This window comes from Nonomuraea sp. NPDC023979 (genome assembly GCF_040639085.1).
Classification (GTDB): domain Bacteria; phylum Actinomycetota; class Actinomycetes; order Streptosporangiales; family Streptosporangiaceae; genus Nonomuraea; species Nonomuraea ceibae.
Map to the genome: position 1 here is coordinate 38,830 of NZ_JBEZZG010000011.1, position 19,793 is coordinate 58,622.

General features: G+C 70.4%; 17 protein-coding genes. 5 read left to right on the plus strand and 12 right to left on the minus strand.

Annotated features, from left to right (window positions below; translation table 11 throughout):
• The 4 genes from alaS to AB0G11_RS20720 all read right to left on the minus strand — a co-directional run bounded on the left by alaS (position 1) and on the right by AB0G11_RS20720 (position 4,629).
• Positions 1–2,673, minus strand: a complete 2,673-nt coding sequence (gene alaS / locus AB0G11_RS20705; protein WP_357587473.1) for an alanine--tRNA ligase — start codon at positions 2,671–2,673, stop codon at positions 1–3.
• 17 nt (positions 2,674–2,690) lie between these two features.
• Complete coding sequence (locus AB0G11_RS20710; protein WP_219502194.1) at positions 2,691–2,921, minus strand: hypothetical protein; 231 nt, start codon at positions 2,919–2,921, stop codon at positions 2,691–2,693.
• 8 nt (positions 2,922–2,929) lie between these two features.
• The gene (locus tag AB0G11_RS20715; RefSeq protein ID WP_049568533.1) at positions 2,930–3,301 is read right to left on the minus strand and encodes a DUF948 domain-containing protein; all 372 of its coding nucleotides are present in this window, start codon (positions 3,299–3,301) and stop codon (positions 2,930–2,932) included.
• 77 nt (positions 3,302–3,378) lie between these two features.
• Positions 3,379–4,629, minus strand: a complete 1,251-nt coding sequence (locus tag AB0G11_RS20720; protein WP_246644345.1) for a replication-associated recombination protein A — start codon at positions 4,627–4,629, stop codon at positions 3,379–3,381.
• A 228-nt stretch (positions 4,630–4,857) separates the two neighbouring features.
• On the opposite strand from AB0G11_RS20720, the gene AB0G11_RS20725 reads away from it, so the two are divergent.
• Positions 4,858–5,754 (plus strand): peptidylprolyl isomerase, encoded by an 897-nt coding sequence (locus AB0G11_RS20725; protein WP_219502192.1) that lies wholly within the window; start codon positions 4,858–4,860, stop codon positions 5,752–5,754.
• A gap of 70 nt (positions 5,755–5,824) precedes the next feature.
• On the opposite strand, the gene aspS is transcribed toward AB0G11_RS20725, so the two are convergent.
• The 3 genes from aspS to AB0G11_RS20740 are packed head-to-tail and all read right to left on the minus strand — an operon-like array spanning position 5,825 to position 9,494.
• A complete protein-coding gene (gene aspS / locus AB0G11_RS20730) occupies positions 5,825–7,558 on the minus strand; it encodes an aspartate--tRNA ligase (RefSeq protein WP_219502191.1) in 1,734 nt (577 codons plus the stop codon).
• Positions 7,555–8,814, minus strand: coding sequence for a histidine--tRNA ligase (hisS, locus tag AB0G11_RS20735; RefSeq protein WP_219502190.1), 1,260 nt, complete (start codon positions 8,812–8,814; stop codon positions 7,555–7,557). Before hisS ends, aspS begins: the two co-directional genes overlap by 4 nt.
• Positions 8,814–9,494 carry an MBL fold metallo-hydrolase gene (locus AB0G11_RS20740; RefSeq protein WP_219502183.1) on the minus strand — a complete coding sequence of 227 codons (681 nt, stop codon included), beginning with the start codon at positions 9,492–9,494 and terminating at the stop codon, positions 8,814–8,816. Before AB0G11_RS20740 ends, hisS begins: the two co-directional genes overlap by 1 nt.
• A gap of 139 nt (positions 9,495–9,633) precedes the next feature.
• On the opposite strand from AB0G11_RS20740, the gene AB0G11_RS20745 reads away from it, so the two are divergent.
• The 4 genes from AB0G11_RS20745 (at position 9,634) to AB0G11_RS20760 (ending at position 13,352) form a co-directional block, all read left to right on the plus strand.
• Positions 9,634–10,503 (plus strand): peptidylprolyl isomerase, encoded by an 870-nt coding sequence (locus AB0G11_RS20745; protein WP_308125660.1) that lies wholly within the window; start codon positions 9,634–9,636, stop codon positions 10,501–10,503.
• Between the two features lie 61 nt (positions 10,504–10,564).
• On the plus strand, positions 10,565–11,794 hold the full coding sequence (locus AB0G11_RS20750; RefSeq protein WP_219502179.1) for a DUF349 domain-containing protein: 1,230 nt from the start codon (positions 10,565–10,567) through the stop codon (positions 11,792–11,794).
• Positions 11,791–12,243, plus strand: coding sequence for a GNAT family N-acetyltransferase (locus tag AB0G11_RS20755; protein WP_357587683.1), 453 nt, complete (start codon positions 11,791–11,793; stop codon positions 12,241–12,243). The genes AB0G11_RS20750 and AB0G11_RS20755 overlap by 4 nt, the downstream gene beginning before the upstream one ends.
• Before the next feature lie 17 nt (positions 12,244–12,260).
• Positions 12,261–13,352: a cupin domain-containing protein gene (locus tag AB0G11_RS20760; protein ID WP_357587475.1), complete on the plus strand. Its 1,092-nt coding sequence runs from the start codon at positions 12,261–12,263 to the stop codon at positions 13,350–13,352.
• Here AB0G11_RS20760 and AB0G11_RS20765 read toward each other — a convergent pair.
• From AB0G11_RS20765 to yajC, 5 genes are all read right to left on the minus strand, one after another.
• Positions 13,349–15,538 carry a bifunctional (p)ppGpp synthetase/guanosine-3',5'-bis(diphosphate) 3'-pyrophosphohydrolase gene (locus tag AB0G11_RS20765; protein ID WP_219502174.1) on the minus strand — a complete coding sequence of 730 codons (2,190 nt, stop codon included), beginning with the start codon at positions 15,536–15,538 and terminating at the stop codon, positions 13,349–13,351. The two genes, AB0G11_RS20760 and AB0G11_RS20765, sit on opposite strands and share 4 nt — an antisense overlap.
• Positions 15,539–15,713: 175 nt before the next feature.
• On the minus strand, positions 15,714–16,235 hold the full coding sequence (locus tag AB0G11_RS20770; RefSeq protein WP_219502173.1) for an adenine phosphoribosyltransferase: 522 nt from the start codon (positions 16,233–16,235) through the stop codon (positions 15,714–15,716).
• Between the two features lie 191 nt (positions 16,236–16,426).
• Positions 16,427–17,431 carry a protein translocase subunit SecF gene (gene secF, locus AB0G11_RS20775; protein ID WP_219502172.1) on the minus strand — a complete coding sequence of 335 codons (1,005 nt, stop codon included), beginning with the start codon at positions 17,429–17,431 and terminating at the stop codon, positions 16,427–16,429.
• A 1-nt stretch (position 17,432) separates the two neighbouring features.
• Entirely contained in the window at positions 17,433–19,310 is a 1,878-nt protein-coding gene (gene secD, locus AB0G11_RS20780; protein WP_357587477.1) for a protein translocase subunit SecD, read from the minus strand.
• A 43-nt stretch (positions 19,311–19,353) separates the two neighbouring features.
• Positions 19,354–19,710: a preprotein translocase subunit YajC gene (gene yajC, locus AB0G11_RS20785; protein ID WP_246644319.1), complete on the minus strand. Its 357-nt coding sequence runs from the start codon at positions 19,708–19,710 to the stop codon at positions 19,354–19,356.
• Between the last annotated feature and the right edge of the window lie 83 nt (positions 19,711–19,793).

The following is a 19,793-nucleotide window of genomic DNA, read 5'->3' on the forward strand; positions in this document are numbered from 1 at the left end:
TCAGCCGAGCTGCTCGCCGACGGCCTGCTCGACCAGCCGCAACGCGTCGTCGATCGCGTCGGGCCTGGTGCCACCGCCCTGCGCGACGTCGTCCTTGCCGCCACCGCCACCCCCAAGCGCCTTGGCGGCGACGCCGACCAGTCTCCCGGCCTTGAGCCCGCGCTCGCGTCCCGCCTCGTTCACCGCGGCAACCACCACGGGCCGGTCGGAGGGGACTCCGGCGATCACGATGACCGCCGGACGGTCGGCCGGGAACCTCCCGCGCACGTCAAGCGCGAGCTTACGCAGATCGTCGGCGCTGGTGCCATCAGGCGCGCGGTGTGTCACCGCGGAGACTCCGCGCAGGTCGGCCGCCTGCGCGGCGAGCTCGCCCGCCACCTGGAGCACCTGGGCGGAGCGCAGCTTCTCCAGGTCCTTCTCGGCGGTGCGCAGCCGGGTGACGATGCCCTCGATGCGCTCGGGCAGCTCCTCGCGGCGCGCCTTGAGCTGCTCGGTGAGCTGGGCGACCAGCAGGCTCTCGCGCGCCAGGAAGCGGAAGGCGTCGATGCCGACCAGCGCCTCGACGCGGCGCACGCCCGCGCCGACCGACTGCTCGCCGAGCACCTTGACCAGGCCGAGCTGGCCGGAGCTGTGCACGTGGGTGCCGCCGCACAGCTCGCGCGAGTAGTCGCCGATCTCGACCACGCGGACCTCGTCGCCGTACTTCTCGCCGAACATCGCCAGCGCGCCCATCGCCCGCGCCTCGGCCTGCGAGGTGTAGAAGGCGTTGACCTTGAGGTCGTTGATCAGGACGGCGTTGACCTCGTCCTCGACGTCGCGCAGCACGCTCGGCGGGACCGCCCCGGCCGCGGTGAAGTCGAAGCGGAAGCGGCCGGGCGAGTTCTCCGAGCCGGCCTGGGCCGCCGACTCGCCGAGCGCGTTCTTGAAGCCGCGGTGGACCAGGTGGGTGGCGCTGTGGCTGCGCGAGATCGCGCGGCGGCGCTCCAGGTCGATCTCCGCGTGCGCCTCGTCGCCCGCACGCAGCTCGCCGGAGCGGACCTTGCCGCGGTGCACGACCAGGCCGGCGACCGGCGTCTGGACGTCGTGGATCTCCACCTCGGCGCCCGCGGTGCGGATGACGCCCTGGTCGGCGAGCTGGCCGCCGCCCTCGGCGTAGAAGGGGGTGCGGCCGAGGACGACCTCGACCTCGGTGCCCGCGCCCGCCGCCGGGACCGAGACGCCGCCCGACAGGATGCCGATGACGGTGGTGTCGGCCTCGGTCTCGTCGTAGCCGAGGAACTCGACCTTGCCCGCGCTCTCCAGGAGCTGCCCGAAGACGGAGATGTCGGCGTTGCCGGTCTTCTTCGCCGCCGCGTCGGCCTTGGCGCGCTCGCGCTGCTCCTTCATCAGCCGGCGGAAGCCCTCTTCGTCGACCTTGAGCCCCTGCTCGGCCGCCATCTCCAGGGTGAGGTCGATGGGGAAGCCGTAGGTGTCGTGAAGCTGGAACGCCTGGTCGCCGGAGAGCGTCGTGGCGGACTTGCGCTTGGTCTCCTCGACGGCCACGTCGAAGATCGCCGTGCCGGTGCGCAGCGTGCCGAGGAACGACGCCTCCTCGGCGTCGATGACCCCGTGGATCTGCGGCGCGTCGACCTTGAGCTCGGGATACTGCTCGCCCATGACGTTGATCGCCACGTCGGTGAGGGTGTGCATGTAGCGCTCGTCACCGGAGCCGAGCAGCCGCAGGTTGCGCACCGAGCGGCGCAGGATGCGGCGCAGCACGTAGCCGCGGCCCTCGTTGCTGGGCAGCACGCCGTCGGCGACCAGCATGGTGCCGGTGCGGACGTGGTCGGCGATCACGCGCAGGCTCACGTCGGTGCGCGGGTCGCTGCCGTAGCGGCTCTTGGTGAGCTCGGCCGCCTTGTCGAGGATCTTGTACGTGGTGTCGATCTCGTAGATGTTGTCGACGCCCTGCAGGATCGCCGCCATGCGCTCCAGGCCCATGCCGGTGTCGATGTTCTTCGCCGGCAGCTCGCCCGCCACGTCGAAGTCGACCTTGGTGCGGACCTGGCTGAGCTGGTACTGCATGAAGACGAGGTTCCACACCTCGAGGTAGCGGTCCTCGTCGGCGACCGGCCCGCCTTCCTTGCCGTACTCGGGGCCGCGGTCGTAGTAGATCTCCGAGCAGGGGCCGCCGGGGCCGGCGACGCCCATGTGCCAGTAGTTGTCCTCCAGGCCGCGGCGCTGGATGCGCTCGTCCGGCAGCCCGACCTTGTTGCGCCAGAGGTCGTAGGCCTCGTCGTCGTCCAGGTAGACGGTCGCCCAGAGCTTCTCCTCGGGGAAGCCGAAGCCGCCGTCGGACTCCGAGCGCGTCAGCAGCTCCCAGGCGAACGGGATCGCCTCGGCCTTGAAGTAGTCGCCGAAGGAGAAGTTGCCGAGCATCTGGAAGAACGTGGCGTGACGGGTGGTCTTGCCGACCTCGTCGATGTCGGGGGTGCGCACGCACTTCTGGGCGGTGGCCAGCCGGGACGCCGGAGGCTTGCGCTGCCCCAGGAAGTACGGCTTGAACGGCACCATACCGGCCGGAACCAGGAGAAGCGTGGGGTCCTCTGCGATCAGGCTGGCCGAGGGCACTACTTTGTGCCCACGCTCCTCGAAGAAGCGCAGGAAGCGGCGCGCGATCTCTGCCGACTCCATGGTGGCCATCCTTTGCTTTAGTGGTTGTCTTCAGCGTTGTCGAGACCGAAGCGGGCCCGCAACTCGATTTCGCGTCCGGCGGCCTCGCCGAGCGCGTCGGAGGTAAAGTCTCTCACCCGCACGAGCATGCCCGCGGCGCCGTCGGCGGTGCGGCGGGCGATGTGGTTGGGGTGCAGCGCCTGCAGCCTGCGCATCACCCACAGCGTGATGAGCGCGCCGAGCGACAGGTAGAACAGCCGTCTGATCATCGCCGTGATCACCGCCGCCCGGCCTTGCGCGGCCTGCGGGCCTCGATGGCCCTGCGGACGCCGTAGCTCAGCGACGACACCTTGATCAGCGGCCCGGTGAAGACGGTCTGGGTCACCGCGCTCAGCTTGGCGGCGTGCCCGCTGACCTGCTTGACGTCCCTGGCGATGGCCTCGACCGCGACGAGCTGCCGGTTGGTCTCGTTGACCGTGACGCTCATGTCGTCGAGCAGCGGCGTCAGGCGCGCGTTGAGCTCGGAGACCGCCTTGGTGGTCTCGGTGAGCAGCCTGGCGAGCTTGACGAGCACCATGGCGAGAACGCAGACCAGGACGATCCATCCCGTGGCGGCGATCAGCCCGGCGACCTCTCCAGCGGTAAGCATCCGCTCATCTCCCTCGTACGCTGGGCCGGAACGCCAAGACCCTATCGCGTCCCGGGGACGAGGTCGGTGAGGACATGTCAGGACGGGTCCGATCCCCTGAGGAACTCGCGGATCTTTCCCCAGCGTCCGGCGACCGGCGCCTCGGCTCCGTGCGTGGTCGGCTCGTAGTAGCGGCGCTCGCGCACCTGCTCGGGCGCGTAGTGCTGGCGGACCAGGCCGTGCTCGAAGTCGTGCGGGTACTTGTAGCCCTCGCCGTGGCCCAGCTTGGCGGCGCCCGGGTAGTGGGCGTCGCGCAGGTGGCCGGGGACCTGGCCGATGAGGCCGCGCCGCACGTCGCCGACGGCCGCGCCGATGGCCTTGACGACGGCGTTGGACTTGGGCGCCAGCGCGCAGTGGATGACGGCGTGCGCCAGGTTGATCTGGCCCTCGGGCAGGCCGATGAGCTGCACGGCCTGGGCGGCGGCGACGGCGGTCTGCAGGCAGGTGGGGTCGGCCAGGCCGACGTCCTCGGAGGCGAAGATGACCAGGCGGCGGGCGATGAACCGGGGGTCCTCGCCGGCCTCGATCATCCGGGCCAGGTAGTGCAGCGCGGCGTCGGCGTCGGAGCCGCGCATCGACTTGATGAAGGCGCTGATGACGTCGTAGTGCTGGTCGCCCTGCCGGTCGTAGCGGACGGCGGCCTTGTCGGCGGCCTTCTCCACGACCTCGACCGTGATCTCGTCGTCGAGCAGCGCGGCGGCCTCCAGGTAGGTCAGCGAGCGGCGGGCGTCGCCGCCGGCCAGCCGGACCAGGTGCTCCAGCGCCTCGTCGGCGAGCGTGGCGCGCCCGCCGAGCCCGCGCTCGTCGGAGACCGCGCGCCGCAGCACGGCGGCGATGTCGTCGTCGGTCAGCGACTCCAGCGTGAGCAGCAGCGAGCGCGACAGCAGCGGCGAGATGACGGAGAAGGCGGGGTTCTCGGTGGTGGCGCCGATGAAGGTGACCCAGCGGTTCTCCACGGCGGGCAGCAGCGCGTCCTGCTGGGCCTTGTTGAAGCGGTGGACCTCGTCGACGAACAGCACGGTCTGGCGGCCGGACATGCCGAGCTGGCGGCGGGCGTCGTCGATGGCGGCCCGGACGTCCTTGACCCCGGCCGAGACGGCGGAGATCTCCACGAAGCGCCGCTTGGTGACGTTGGAGACCACGTAGGCCAGCGTGGTCTTGCCGGTGCCGGGCGGTCCCCACAGGAACAGCGACATCGGCGCCTCGCTCTCGACCAGCCGGCGCAGGGGCGTGCCGGCGCCGAGCAGGTGGCGCTGGCCGATCACCTCGTCGAGCGTGCGGGGCCGCATGCGGACCGCCAGAGGCTGCGGCGTGGCCTCCTCAGCCGCTGAATCGAACAGACTCTCCACATCGCGAGTTTACGCGCCCGCCGCCACCGATCGTCCCGGGTCGCGTCCGTGGTCAGCGCCGTCGAGTCACTGCGGTGAGTTTTCGTCACTTACGTCCGGCACATCGCGGGGCCGGTAGCATTCGCGGAGTTATTTGGTCATGTGTCAGCAAAGATGGAGGACATACCGGTGAGCGGCGACGACGACGACCGCCAGAGCCAGCTGGCTCGCGAGCACAAGGAGCGGCAGGCGCAGCGCGCGGCGGGCCAGGCGTCCAAGGCCAGGCGCAACACCTTCATCGGCGCCGGCGTGGCCGTGGCCGTGGTGGCGGGCGGCATCTTCGCGGTGACCACCCTCGTCGGCGGCGACGACAAGCAGACGGTCGCGGCGGCGACCACGCCCACGGCCTCCGCCACGCCCTCGCCGCCGGTGACCGAGATGCCGTCGCCCACGGCGACGCCGACCGGCCCCGTGACGTGCGACTACAAGAAGGACACCTCCGGTGTCCCGGTCAAGTACGTGGGCATGCCGGGCAAGAAGCCCAACATGAAGCTCTCGAAGATGACGATCACCACCAACCACGGCGACATCGTCATCCAGGTCGACCCGGCGGTCACGCCGTGCTCGGTCAACTCGATGGCCTTCCTGGCCAAGAAGGGCTTCTACGACAACACCAAGTGCCACCGCCTGGTGACCCCGGAGACGTCCGGCCTGTTCCTGCTGCAGTGCGGCGACCCGAAGGCCAAGGCCGACGGCAAGAACCCGACCGACGGCCAGGGCACGGCCGGCTACGTCTTCCGTGACGAGGCCGCGGGCCTGGTGCCGTACACGAAGGGCGTGGTGTTCCTCACCCAGCCGCAGGACGCCGCCGGGCAGAACAGCAGCCAGTTTGCCATCTCGCTCTCGGACGAGAACGCCCAGATCGACCCGGTCTACTCGGTGCTCGGCATGGTCCAGTCGGGCCTGGAGATCATCGAGAAGGTCGCCAAGGACGGCGTCATCGTCAACGAGAACGACATCACCGGCGACGGCGGCTCCACGGCCCCCAAGACGCCGATCATCATCAAGAAGGTCACCCTCACCTGACGAGCGGCGACGGCAACGACAACGGCAGGCGTCCCGTCGGACGCCTGCCGTTGTCATGCGCGCCGGAGGCTCAGCTCTCCTTGGGCTGGGCGTCGACGCCCGCCTCCTTGCGCTGGACGCCGGTGATGGGCGTGGGCGCGCCGGTGAGCGGGTCGAAGCCGGAGGCGGTCTTCGGGAACGCGATCACGTCGCGGATCGAGTCGCCGCCCGACAGCAGCATGCAGATCCGGTCCCAGCCGTAGGCGATGCCGCCGTGCGGCGGCGGGCCGTACTTGAACGCCTCCAGCAGGAAGCCGAACTTGCTCTCCGCCTCCTCCTTGGAGATGCCGAGCACGTCGAAGACGCGCTGCTGCATCTCGGCGCGGTGGATACGGATGGAGCCGCCGCCGATCTCCATGCCGTTGCAGACCATGTCGTAGGCGTAGGCCAGCGCCTCGGCCGGGTGGTCCTGGAAGTTGTCGGCCCATTCGGGCTTGGGGCCGGTGAACGGGTGGTGCACGGCCGTCCAGCCGCCCTCGCCGTCCTCCTCGAACATGGGCGCGTCCACGACCCACAGGAACGACCACTGCGACTCGTCGATGAGCCCGCAGCGGCGGCCGATCTCCAGCCGGGCCGCGCCGAGCAGGTCGCGCGAGGCGCCGCGGGCGCCGGCCGCGAAGAAGACGGCGTCGCCCGGCTGCGCGCCGACCTTCGCCGCCAGGCCCGAGGTCTCGGACTCCGACAGGTTCTTGGCCACCGGGCCGCCGAGCGTGCCGTCCTCCTGGACGAGCACGTACGCCAGGCCCTTGGCGCCGCGGCTGCGCGCCCACTCCTGCCAGCCGTCGAGCTCCTTGCGCGTCTGCGAGGCGCCGCCGGGCATGACGACCGCGCCGACGTAGTCGGCCTGGAAGACGCGGAACGACGTGCCGGCGAAGTAGTCCGTCATCTCGACGAGCTCCTGGCCGAAGCGCAGGTCGGGCTTGTCGGAGCCGTAGCGGGCCATCGCGTCGGCGTAGGTCATGCGGGGCAGCGGCATGGGGATCTCGTAGCCGAGGATCTCCCGCCACAGCCTGCCGATCAGCTTCTCGCCGACCTCGATGACGTCCTCCTGGTCGACGAAGGACATCTCGACGTCGATCTGGGTGAACTCCGGCTGACGGTCGGCGCGCAGGTCCTCGTCGCGGTAGCACTTGGCGAGCTGGTAGTAGCGCTCCAGCCCGGCCACCTGGAGCAGCTGCTTGAACAGCTGCGGCGACTGCGGCAGCGCGTACCAGTTGCCCGGCTGCAGGCGCACCGGCACCAGGAAGTCGCGCGCGCCCTCGGGCGTGGAGCGGGTGAGCGTCGGCGTCTCGACGTAGACGAAGCCGAGCTCGTTCATCACCTCGTTGGCCAGGTAGGTGGCCTTGGAGCGGGTGCGCATCGCGGCGGCGACCTGCTGGCGGCGGATGTCGAGGTAGCGGTACTTCAGCCGCGCCTCCTCCGACACCCCCACGTTGCCCTCGATGGGGAACGGCAGCGGCGCCGACTCGCTGAGCACCTCGACCGTCTCGGCCACGACCTCGATCGCGCCGGTGGGCAGCTCGGGGTTCTCGTTGCCCTCGGGCCGCACCCGTACCAGGCCGGACACCTGCACGCAGTATTCGGCGCGCAGGTCGTGGGCGTGGTCCTCCTCGCGGAAGACCACCTGCGCCGAGCCGGAGGCGTCGCGCAGGTCGATGAAGACCACGCCGCCGTGATCACGGCGGCGGGCCACCCATCCTGCGAGCGTCACCTGCTGCCCGGCGTGCTCCTCGCGGAGCTCCCCGGCCTTATGCGTGCGGATCACTGCACTTTCCCCTTCAAGACGTCGACGACCTGGGCCAGCGGCACCTCGGTCTGCTCAGCGGTGGTCAGGTCTTTCACTTGCGCGGCCCCGGCGGCCAGGTCACGCTCGCCCAGGATGAGCGCGAACCGGGCGCCCGAGCGGTCGGCGCCCTTCATCGCGCCCTTGAGCCCCTTGCCGCCGAAGGCCATGTCGGCGCTGACGCCCGCCCCGCGCAGCTCCGCGACGAGGTGGAACATCCGGCGGCGGGCGTCGTCGCCCAGCGCGACACCGTACACCTGGACGCGGCCTGGCGCGGTCTCGGGCAGCAGGCCCTCGGCCTCCATCGCCAGGAACGTGCGGTCGACGCCGAGCGCCCAGCCGACGCTGGGCAGCGGCGGGCCGCCGAGCATCTCGCTGAGGCCGTCGTAGCGTCCGCCGCCGCCGATGGCCGACTGCGAGCCGAGCCCGCCGTGCACGAACTCGAACGTGGTGCGGGTGTAGTAGTCGAGGCCGCGCACGAGCTTGGGGTCGTCCTCGAAGGCGATGCCGGAGGCGGTCAGCAGGGACCGGACCTCCTCGTGGTAGGCCTTGCAGCCCTCGCACAGGTGGTCGACGATCAGCGGCGCGCCGGTGAGCTGGGCCTGCACCTCGGGCCGCTTGTCGTCCAGCACGCGCAACGGGTTGATCTCGATCCGGGCGCGGGTGTCGTCGTCGAGGTCGAGGCCGCGCAGGAAGTCCTGCAGCGCCGCCCGGTAGACGGGCCGGCAGGTCTTGTCACCCAGCGAGTTGAGCAGCAGCCGGACGTTGCGCAGCCCCAGCGCGGCGAAGCCCCGGGCGGCCAGCACGATCAGCTCGGTGTCGAGCGCGGGGTCCTCGGTGCCGAGCGCCTCCGCGCCGACCTGCCAGAAGTGCCGGTAGCGGCCCTTCTGCACGTTCTCGTAGCGGAACTGGCTGCCGGAGTACCACAGCTTGACCGGGAGCTGCCCGGCCTGCAGGTTGTGCTGCAGGACGGCGCGCACCACGGACGCGGTGCCCTCGGGCCGCAGGGTCAGCGAGCGGCCGGCCTTGTCGGGGAAGGTGTACATCTCCTTGGAGACGATGTCGGTCGACTCGCCTACGCCCCTGGCGAACAGCTGCGTGTCTTCGAAGACGGGCGTCTCGACATAGCCGTAGCCCGCCAGCCGTACCGGGGCGACGAGCGCCTCGCGGACGGCGAGAACCTGCTCGGAGCGGGGTGGCAGCCAGTCGAACGTGCCCTTCGGTGCTTGGAAAGTCATCAGATTCCTCGTGTGGGACCGGCGTGCGGCGCGGCCTCCTTGAGATAAGGATTGGTGGCGCGCTCGTGGCCGATCGTGGTCTGTGGTCCGTGGCCCGGCAGGACGACCGTATCGTCAGGCAGCGTCAGGCACTTGGCAGCGAGGCTGCGCAGGATCGTCGGATAGTCACCGCCCGGCAGGTCGGTGCGGCCGATGGAGCCGGCGAACAGCAGGTCACCCGCGAACATGATCTCGTCAGCGGGCAGCCTGAAGCTCACCGACCCCCTGGTATGGCCGGGCGTGTGGTCGACGGTGAACTCCATGCCGGCCAGCTCCAGCACGGCGCCGTCGGACAGCTCGCGGACGTCGTCGGGCTCGCTCAGCGTGATGCCGCCGAACAGCGACGCGCTCGTCGGCGACCAGCCGGCCGCCGGGTCGCTCAGCAGGTGCCGGTCCTCGGGGTGGATCCAGGCGGGGACGTCGCGCGCGCCGCAGACCGGGGCCACCGACCACACGTGGTCGAGGTGGCCGTGGGTGAGCAGGACCGCGACCGGCTTGAGGCGGTGCTCGCGCAGCAGCTCCTCGACTCCCTCGGTGGCGTCCTGACCTGGGTCGATGATGACGCACTCCTCGCCCGCAGCGGGCGCGACGGCGTAACAATTGGCCTGGAAGGCCCCTGCGGGGAAGCCGGCGATGAGCATCTGCCTCAGCTGATCTCGTCAAAAATGCCAATGGGAATGTAACCGAAGGGTACCGGTGCGGGTCGCCGGGCTGCGAATCATTACCCGTTGGCCGATACGATTCGCCCACCTCAGTTGATTGACTATGGGAGGCAAAGCGGTGGCCACGGGGAAGGACCGGCAGAAGCAGCTGGCACGCGAGCACTACGAGCGGCAGATGCAGCGCCGCCTGGAGCGTGAGCAGCGCAACAAGCGCACCGCGATCATCGGCTCCACGGTGGGCGTGGTCGTCGTGGTGGGCGGCATCGTCGCCGCGGTGGCGATGCTGGGCGGTGGCGACTCCGCGACGGAGGCAGCCAGCACCCCGACCGCCTCCGCGCCGCAGGAGACCGCCTCCGCGGCCGCGCAGCCCAAGCCGTACGATCCGGCGACCGGCACGTGCGGCTACGTCGCCGACACGGCGGGCGGACAGGTCAAGGACGTCGGCATGCCGCCGGCGGAGGTGAAGCTCAAGCCGGCCACCAAGACGATGACGCTGGAGACCAATCTCGGCGACATCGTGGTGACGCTGGACAACGCCAAGGCGCCGTGCACCGTCAACTCGCTGGACCACCTGGCGAGCAAGAACTTCTACGACGGCAGCAAGTGCCACCGGCTCGGCAACGACAAGTTCCCGATGCTGCAGTGCGGCGACCCGAAGGCCAAGGCCGACGGCAAGGCCCAGGGCGACGGCTCGGGCGGGCCCGGCTACGTGATGGTCGAGGAGAACCTGGAGGGCGCCACCTACAAGCGCGGCGTGATGGCGATGGCCAAGACGCAGGCGCCGGGCTCGACGGGGAGCCAGTTCTTCCTCGTGTACGGCGACATCGGTCTCACCCCCGATTACACACCGGTGGGTACGATCACGAAGGGGCTCGACATCCTGGACAAGGTGAACAAGGCGGGCGTCATCGGCGATTCGGGTGATGGGACCGGAGCTCCCAAGGAAACCGTCGAAATCAAAGACGTGACAATCAGTGGCAAGAGCTGACGTAATACAAACTAGGGACGAAGAGTCCCGAAGGGTCTGATGGAAAGTGCGGGAGGACACGGTGAGCACCGACCCGTGGGGCCGGGTAGACGACGACGGCACCGTCTACGTGCGTACGGCTGAGGGAGAGCGGGCCGTCGGGTCCTGGCAGGCCGGCGAGCCCGAAGAGGCACTGGCCTACTTCCATCGCAAGTACGACGAACTGGCCGGCCAGGTCCAGCTCCTGGAGCAGCGCGTGCGCGGCACCGACCTGGCTCCGGCGCAGGCCGAGGCCAGCATCGTCAAGCTGCGTGAGGCGGTCTCCGACGCGCACGCCGTCGGCGACCTGGGCGCGCTGACGGCCCGCCTCGACACCCTCTCGGAGCTGGTCGCCCAGCGCCGCGAGGAGGTCAAGGCGGCGCGTGAGCAGGCCCGGGTCGAGGCCAGGGGCGTCAAGGAGCGGATCGTCGCCGAGGCCGAGCGCATCGCCGACGAGACCACTCACTGGAAGTCCGGCGGCGAGCGGCTGCGCCAGCTCGTCGAGGAGTGGAAGGCCGCCGACCGCATCGACCGGGTCACCGAGGCGCAGCTGTGGAAGCGGCTCTCGGCCGCCCGCACGGCCTTCGCCAAGCGGCGCAAGCAGTACTTCGCCGGGCTCGACGAGCAGCGTGAGGGCGTGCGCGCCGCCAAGGAGGCCATCGTGGCCGAGGCGGAGGCGATCGCCGGCTCGACCGACTGGGGCGAGACCGCGGCCGTCTACCGCGACCTGATGCAGCGCTGGAAGAGCGCCGGCCGCGCCTCCCGCGAGGTCGAGGACGAGCTGTGGGCGCGCTTCAAGGGCGCCCAGGACCAGTTCTTCCAGGCGCGTTCGGCCGTCTTCGCCGAGCGTGACGCCTCGCTGGCCGCCAACGCGGAGGTGAAGCAGGAGCTGCTGATCGAGGCCGAGAAGCTGCTCCCGGTCACCGACGTGCGCGCGGCCCGGGCGGCGCTGCGCAACCTGCTGGAGCGCTGGGAGGCCGCCGGCCCGGTGCCGCGCGAGCAGCGCGACCGGCTGGAGGGCGGGCTGCGCAAGGTCGACGACGCCGTGCGCAAGGCCGAGGACGCCGAGTGGAAGCGCTCCAACCCCGAGGCCCGCGCCCGCGCGCAGAGCACGGTCGACCAGCTCCGCACCTCGATCGAGCAGCTGGAGAAGCGGCTGGCCAAGGCCCAGGCCAACGGCCGGGCCAAGGACGCCAAGGAGGCCGAGGAGGCGATCATCGCGCGCCGCTCCTGGCTGGAGGAGGCCGAGCGCACGCTGGCCGAGTTCAGCTGACGCGCGTGGACGAGATCCGGTCCGCCGTCCCCGGCGACTATGACGCGATCGCGGCGGTGGTCGACGAGTGGTGGGGGCGGCCGATACTGCCCGTGCTCCCCCGGCTCTTCCTCGACCACTTTCACCGCACGAGCTTCGTCGCCGAGGGGCCGGCCGGGCTGGCCGGCTTCCTCGTCGGCCTCGTCTCGCCGTCGCTGCCCGGCGAGGCGTACATCCACTTCGTCGGCGTCAGCCCGCGCGAGCGGGCGGCCGGCCTGGGCAGGCGCCTGTACGGGCGCTTCTTCGACCTGGCCCGTGAGCACGGCTGCCACGTGGTCAGGGCGATCACCTCCTCCGTCAGCACGGCGTCGATCGCCTTCCACCGGCGTCTGGGGTTCGCGGTGAGCCCGCCGGTGCCCGGCTACAACGGCCCCGGTAACGACCTGGTCACGTTCTCCCGGCAGCTCTGAGACCTATGCTGGCCGTCATGGATCCCGTGACGGCCGCGCGCACCCTCGTCGAGGAGCTCTTTCCCGGCGCCCTGTACGCCTTCCTCGGCGGCAGCTCGGTGACCGGGCGGCGCACGCCCACCTCCGACCTCGACGTCGTCGTGGTGATCGACGGCCTGGCCCGGCCGGTGAAGGAGTCGCGCCGGTGGAGGGAGTGGCCGGTGGAGCTGCTCGTGCACAGCCGCACCAGCCTGCTCGCCTTCGTCGAGCAGGACGTCGCGCGCGACCGGCCCACGCTGATGCGCCTGTGCGCCGACGGCGTCCTGCTCGTGGACCGCTCGGACGGCCAGGCCGCCGAGCTCCAGCGCGAGCTGCGCGCCCGCCTCGACGCCGGTCCTGGCCCGCTGCCCGCGCCCCGGCTCGACCGGGCCCGCTACGTGCTGTCGGACCTGCTGGACGACCTGGCGGGCGGCGGCGACCCCGGCGAGCGCGCCTTCACCTCCTGGCACGTCGTCGAGGAGACCGCCCGGCTGGCGCTGTCGCTGGCGGGCCGCTGGCACGGCAGCGGCAAGTGGCTGCTGCGCGAGCTGCGCGCCCAGGACCCCGAGCTGGCCGCCGAGCTGCTGGCCGCCCGCGACGACCCGGCCCGGCTGGCCGCCGCCGCGACCGGCGTCCTCGACCGCGCCGGCGGCCGCCTGTGGGAGGGCCACCGCATCGAGGCCGACCCGTTCCACCAGCCGCTGCGCCACGTGCCGTCCTCCGGCCTGTCCGGCGGCACCGCGCAGACGCCCGGCATGCGGCGGCTGGCCGCGATCAGCGACGGCACGACCGGGTCGCGGCGGCTGTGGATGGGCCAGACGCACGTCTCCCCCGCCACCCGCTCGGCCGACCACCACCACGGCGCCTCGGAGACCGCCATCTACGTGGTCAGCGGCACCCCGTCGTTCGTCTTCCTGGAGGACGGTCGCGAGCGGCGCGTCGACACCGGGCCCGGCGACTACGTCTTCGTGCCCCCGTACGTGCCGCACCGCGAGGAGAACCCCGACCCCTCGCGGGAGGCCGTCGTCGTCATCGCGCGCAGCACCCAGGAGGCGATCGTCGTCAACCTGCCCGACCTGCGGCCCCGCTAGCTGCCCGCGCCGCTCACCCGGTAGACGTCGAAGACGCCCTGGATGCTCCTGACGGCCTTGAGCACGTGGCCCAGGTGCTTGGGATCGCCCATCTCGAAGGTGAACTTGCTGACCGCCACCCGGTCGCGCGAGGTGGTGACGGAGGCGCTGAGGATGTTGACGTGCTGGTCGGACAGCGTACGGGTGACGTCGGACAGCAGGCGCGGCCGGTCGAGCGCCTCCACCTGGATCGCCACCAGGAACACGCTGTCGTCGCCCGGCGACCAGCTCACCTCGACCAGCCGGTCGGGCTGAGTGCGCAGCTGCTGGACGTTGGTGCAGTCGGCGCGGTGCACCGAGACGCCGTGGCCGCGGGTGACGAACCCGACGATCTCGTCACCAGGCACCGGCGTGCAGCACTTGGACAGCCGCACCCACACGTCGGCGTCGCCCGCCACGACCACGCCGGCCCCGCCGCCCCTGGGACGGCCGCGCAGGCGCGTGGGCAGCGACGTCTCGGCGATGTCCTCCTCGGCGCTCTCCACCCCGCCGATGGACGCCACGAGCTTCTGCACGACCGTCTGCGCGGCCGTGTGGCCCTCGCCCACGGCCGCGTACAGGGCCGAGACGTCCGGGTAGCGCAGGTCGCGGGCCAGGGCCAGCAGCGCCTCGCCGGACATCAGCCGCTGCAGCGGCAGGCCCTGCTTGCGCATCGCCCGCCCGATGGCCTCCTTGCCCGCCTCGATCGCGGTCTCGCGGCGCTCCTTGGAGAACCACTGCCGGATCTTGTTACGGGCGCGGCCGGACTTGACGAACTTGAGCCAGTCGCGCGACGGCCCGGCGTCGGGCGACTTGGAGGTGAAGATCTCGACGGTGTCGCCGTTGCCCAGCCGCGACTCCAGCGGCACCAGCCGGCCGTTGACCCGGGCGCCGATGCACCGGTGGCCCACCTCGGTGTGCACGGCGTAGGCGAAGTCGACCGGCGTGCCCCCTTCGGGCAGCGGGATGACCTGGCCCTTGGGGGTGAAGACGTAGACCTCCGACACCGACAGGTCGAAGCGCAGCGACTCCAGGAACTCGCCCGGGTCGGCGGTCTCCTTCTGCCAGTCGAGGAGCTGGCGCAGCCAGGCCATGTCGCTGCCCGGCTTGACCTTGCCGGCGGGTCCGGGGCCGCCGACCTCCTCCTTGTACTTCCAGTGCGCGGCCACGCCGTATTCGGCCCTGTGGTGCATGCCGTGGGTGCGGATCTGCAGCTCCACCGGCTTGCCCTCGGGACCGATCACCGTCGTGTGCAGCGACTGGTACATGTTGAACTTGGGCATCGCGATGTAGTCCTTGAACCGGCCAGGGACCGGGTTCCAGCGCGCGTGGATCGTTCCGAGCGCCGCATAGCAGTCGCGCACGCTGTCGACGAGGACCCGGATGCCCACCAGGTCGTAGATGTCGTCGAAGGCCACGTCGCGGGCGATCATCTTCTGGTAGACCGAGTAGTAGTGCTTCGGCCGGCCCTTGACCACGGCGCGGATCTTGGCGTCGCGCAGGTCGCCGGAGACCTTCTCGATGACCTCCTGCAGGAACAGGTCGCGGCGCGGCGCCCGCTCCGACACCATGCGCGCGATCTCGTCGTAGCGCTTGGGGTAGAGCATGGCGAACGCCAGGTCCTCCAGCTCCCACTTGATCGTGTTCATGCCCAGGCGGTGGGCCAGCGGGGCGAAGATCTCCAGGGTCTCGCGGGACTTCTGATGGCGCTTGTGCTCCGGCAGATAGCGCATCGTGCGCATGTTGTGGAGCCGGTCGGCCAGCTTGATGATGAGCACCCGGATGTCGCGCGACATGGCGACGACCATCTTGCGCACGGTCTCGGCCTGGGCGGCGTCACCGAACTTGACCTTGTCGAGCTTGGTGACGCCGTCGACCAGCGAGCCGATCGTGTCGCCGAAGTCGCCGCGCAGCTCGTCCAGGCTGTAGGCGGTGTCCTCGACCGTGTCGTGCAGCAGGGCGGCGCAGAGCGTCTCGTCGTCGGTGCCGAGCTCGGCCAGGATCGTCGCCACGGCCAGCGGGTGCGTGATGTACGGGTCGCCGCTCTTGCGCTTCTGATCGCGGTGGTGATAGGCGGCCACGTCGTAGGCGCGCTCGATCAGCCGCAGGTCGGCCTTGGGATGGGTGGCGCGGACGGTCCGGAACAGCGGCTCCAGCACCGGGTTCATGCCACCACCCCCAAATCGCCGTCGACGTGCCGCGGGCGCGCCGGGCACGGTCTCGGCGCTGCCTGCGTCCGCTACGTCGGGCGCGACCACATCACGGGGCACTCAGACTCCTCACTTTCGAGTCCAGGTCCCCCAGTGTATCCAGGCGGCGAACCTGGGCCGCCGCGGGTCCTGCTCAGACGATCACCAGGGCGTGGGTCTCCACCCCCGTCAGGCGCTCGCGCCCCTTGAGGAAGGCGAGCTCCATGAGGACGGCCACGCCGACGACCTCGGCTCCGGCCCTGCGCACCAGCTCGACCGTCGCCTCCGCCGTGCCGCCGGTGGCCAGCACGTCGTCGACGATGAGGACGCGGTCGCCGGGCTGGAACGCGTCGGCGTGCACCTCGATGGTCGCGGAACCGTACTCCAGATCGTAGGACGCCTCCAGCGTGGCGGCAGGCAGTTTGCCCTTCTTCCTGACCGGCACGAATCCCGCGGCGGCCCGGTAGGCGACCGGGGCGGCCAGGATGAAGCCGCGCGCCTCGATGCCGACGATCTTGTCGACCTCGTGCAGCCCCGCCAGCTCGTCCACCACGGCCGCGAACGCCACCGGGTCGTCCAGCAGCGGGGTGATGTCCTTGAACAGCACCCCGGGCTGCGGATAGTCGGGGATGTCCCGGATGCGCTCCAGGATCATCGTGCTCAGCTCGGTCTTCACGTCACTCCTCGGGGGCTGTCCACGCTTGCGGGCTCCATGATGGCCCATGACGGGCGGTAATCCGACCAGCGCCCCCGGAGCCCACCCGCGGCCCCGCGAGCGCTCAGGGGGCGTTCAGACGCACTCACGGGGGCGTTCAGACGCGCGGACGCCCCCGCCCGGTCGCATGGGCGGGGGCGTCGGCGAAGCGGTCAGCCCTTGGCCGTGGCCGCGCTCCTGGAGCCCTTCGACCCCTTGGCGCCCTTGCCGCCCCCGGTGGAGGCCAGCCGGCGGGCGATGGCCTGGTAGCGCGGCTCCCGCTCCTTGAGCGTCACCAGCAGCGGCGTGGCCACGCAGATCGAGGAGTAGGTGCCGACGATCATGCCGACGAACAGGGCCAGCGACAGGTCCTTCAGCGTGCCCGCGCCCAGCACCGTGGTGCCGATGAACAGGATCGCCGCCACCGGCAGGATCGCCACCAGCGAGGTGTTGAGCGAGCGGATCAGCGTGTGGTTCAGGGCGTCGTTGGCCGCCATCGAGTAGGTCTGCTTCGACGTCGCGCCCAGCTTGGCCGTGACCTCCTTGATCATGTCGAACACCACGACCGCGTCGTACAGCGAGTAGCCGAGGATCGTCAGGAAGCCCAGCAGCGTCGCCGGTGTGACCTCGAAGCCCGACCAGGCGTAGATGCCGGCCGTGATGACCAGGTCGTGGATGAGCGCGACGATCGCCGCCAGCGCCATCTTCGGCTCGAACGCCATCGACAGGTACAGGATGATCGCCACCATGAAGACGGCCAGGCCCCACCAGGCCTTGGTGGACACCTCACCGCCCCACGAGGCGCCGATCGACTGGATGTTGACGTCGTCGACCGTGACGCCGTACTCCTTGGCGATGACGCTCTGCAGCTCGAGGGTCTTGCTCTCGGGCAGCGTCTCGGTCGTGACCCGGTAGCGCTCGCCGGCCGTCTGCACGATCGGCTGGTGCACGCCCTCGTCCAGGAACGTCTCGCGGACCTGCTCGATGCCGACCGTCGTCTTCGGCTGCCAGGAGAAGACCGATCCGCCCTTGAACTCGACGCCCAGGTTGAGCCCGTTGATCAGCAGACCGGCGATGGAGATCGCCAGCAGGATGCCCGACAGGCTGTACCACAGCCGCCACTTGCCGACGAAGTCGACGTCGATCTCGCCCCGATAGAGGCGACGCCCCAGTCCCATCTCAGGCCTCCTGCGGGGTGGTCTTGTGGCCGGAGCCGGTGGAGGAGTCGAGGCTCATGCGCTCGGCGTCCAGACCGGACAGCGGGTGCCCCTTGGCGAAGAACTTCACCCTCGCCAGCAACGCGATGAACGGCTTCGTGAACATGAACACCACCACGATGTCGATCAGCGTGGTCAGGCCCATCGCGAACGCGAATCCCGCCACACCGCCGACCGCCAGCAGGTAGAGCACGACCGCTGCGATGAACATGACGGCGTCGGCGATCAGGATCGTGCGCCGCGCGCGGACCCAGGCCACCTCGACGGCCGCGCGCAGCGACCGCCTGCCTTCCTTCATCTCGTCACGGATGCGTTCGAAGTACACGATGAAGGAGTCGGCCGTGATGCCGATCGAGACCACCAGGCCGATGATGTGCGGCAGCGACAGCCGGAAGCCGGCGTTGTGGCCGAGCACGACGACCGCGGTGTAGGTGAGGATCGAGGCCACCACGAGGCTCAGCACGGCGACGATGCCCAGGCCGCGGTAGTAGAGGAGGCAGTAGACGACGACCAGCGCCAGGCCGATGATGCCGGAGACGAGGCCGCCTTCGAGCTGGTCCTGGCCCAGCGTCGAGGAGACGGTGTCGATGGAGCTGCGCTCGAACTTCAGCGGGAGCGCGCCGTACTTGAGCTGCTCGGCCAGCTCACCGGCGCTCTGCTGGTCGAAGCCGCCGGTGATCTCGGCGCGTCCGCCGGGAATCGGGCTGATGATGTTGGGGGCGGTGATGACCACGCCGTCGAGGACGACCGCGACCTTGTTGCGCGGCTCCTGGGAGTTGAAGGCGGCCGAGGTGAGCTTGCTCCACTCCGTCGCGCCCTTGCTCTTGAAGTCGAGCTGGACGACCCACTCGGTGCTGCCCTGCTGGACGCCGGAGGTCGCGGTGTCGATGTCGGTGCCGACGACCTTGGCGACGTCGAGAATGTACTTGAAGCTGCCGTCCGACTCACAGGCGGCGTACTGCTTGTTCGGGTCGTCCTGGACGCCCTGGCCCCGGTTCTTCGGGTCGGTGCAGTCGAGCGCGTGGAACTGCTTGAGCACCGCCGGGTCGACGCCATCGGTGTTGATGCCGGCGTTGGGGTCCTGAGAGGGCTCCGGGGTCGGCGTCGCGGCCTTCTGGTCGCCCTTCTGGTCACCCTTTTGGTCGCCTTGCTTGTCACCCTGCTTGTCGTCGCCCTGACGGTCGTCGCCCTGTCTCGCCGTCTGCGACGGGCTCGGGACGGGCGAGGTCAGCGCCGACGACAGGGCCTTGCCCGTCGGGGACGCGCTGGGCTGGTTGCCGCCCGGCGAGCGCGAGGGCATCGACCGGGGCTGCACCGTGGTGGTCGGGGTGGCGTCGGGGGAGGCGTCCGGCGAGGCCGGGGTGGCGTCGGGGGAGGCGCCGGGCGAGGAGGAGACGCCCGGCGACGCGGAGCCGCTGGGCGTCGGGGCCTCGGTGGCGAGCTGCTCCTGGCCGAGCTGCGTCATCTCCATCCAGAGCACCTGCCGGAACCGCAGCTCCGCGGTGGTGGCGACCAGCTTGATGGCCTCGCTCTGCCCGACGCCCGGGATCGAGATGATGATGTTGTCGCCGGACTTGGCGACCTCTGCGTCGGAGATGCCGGTGCCGTTGACCCGGTCGCGGATGATGTTGACCGCGCGGTCAAGGATCTCCTCAGGCGGAGCCGCACCGGTCTGGGTGACGGGTGACAGCGTCACCGTCGTGCCGCCGGCGAGGTCGAGTCCCAGCTTGGGCGTGTACGCCTTCTGCAAGAACATCGTCCCGGCCAGGGCGAGGATGAGCGCCAGGAGCAGCAGGAGCGTGCGCCCCGGCTTGCTGTGGCTGCTGGTCGGTCGGGCCACTGGTCGTCAGTTCTTTCGGATAGGGGTTGGTGGCTGAGCCTTCTCAGGACTTCTTGGAGTCCTCACCGTCGGCGGTGCCGCTCTCACCGGTGACGGTGTCATCGCTCTCATCCGCGGCGGGCTCGTCGGCCACCGGCTCACCCGGCGTCACGACGCGGCCGATGGCGGCCTTGACCCAGCGGGTCTCGATGCCGGGGGCCACCTCAAGGACGACGTCCTCGTTGTCCACCACGACGACCGTGGCGAACAGGCCGGTGGTCGTCATCACGCGGGTGCCGGGCGTCAAGGAGTTCTGCATCTTGATCGCCTCCTGCTGGCGCTTGCGCTGCGGGCGGATCAGCAGGAAGTAGAACACCACCACCAGAAGGATCAGCGGCAGGATGCTTCCGAGTTGTCCCATGTCCATCAGGGGCGACCTTCCATCTCGTACAAAGAAGTTTGACACCGGCCTCGCGCCGGAAATTCCGTGCGTTGCTTCGGGCC

What these genes read in the sequence shown, in the direction of transcription:
- alaS (WP_357587473.1), bottom strand. Translation starts at nt 2,673, where the DNA reads ATGGAGTCGGCAGAGATCGCGCGCCGCTTCCTGCGCTTCTTCGAGGAG.
- AB0G11_RS20710 (WP_219502194.1), bottom strand. Translation starts at nt 2,921, where the DNA reads ATGATCAGACGGCTGTTCTACCTGTCGCTCGGCGCGCTCATCACGCTG.
- AB0G11_RS20715 (WP_049568533.1), bottom strand. Translation starts at nt 3,301, where the DNA reads ATGCTTACCGCTGGAGAGGTCGCCGGGCTGATCGCCGCCACGGGATGG.
- AB0G11_RS20720 (WP_246644345.1), bottom strand. Translation starts at nt 4,629, where the DNA reads ATGCGGCCCCGCACGCTCGACGAGGTGATCGGCCAGCGCCACCTGCTC.
- hisS (WP_219502190.1), bottom strand. Translation starts at nt 8,814, where the DNA reads ATGACTTTCCAAGCACCGAAGGGCACGTTCGACTGGCTGCCACCCCGC.
- AB0G11_RS20740 (WP_219502183.1), bottom strand. Translation starts at nt 9,494, where the DNA reads ATGCTCATCGCCGGCTTCCCCGCAGGGGCCTTCCAGGCCAATTGTTAC.
- AB0G11_RS20760 (WP_357587475.1), top strand. Translation starts at nt 12,261, where the DNA reads ATGGATCCCGTGACGGCCGCGCGCACCCTCGTCGAGGAGCTCTTTCCC.
- AB0G11_RS20765 (WP_219502174.1), bottom strand. Translation starts at nt 15,538, where the DNA reads ATGAACCCGGTGCTGGAGCCGCTGTTCCGGACCGTCCGCGCCACCCAT.
- secF (WP_219502172.1), bottom strand. Translation starts at nt 17,431, where the DNA reads ATGGGACTGGGGCGTCGCCTCTATCGGGGCGAGATCGACGTCGACTTC.
- yajC (WP_246644319.1), bottom strand. Translation starts at nt 19,710, where the DNA reads ATGGGACAACTCGGAAGCATCCTGCCGCTGATCCTTCTGGTGGTGGTG.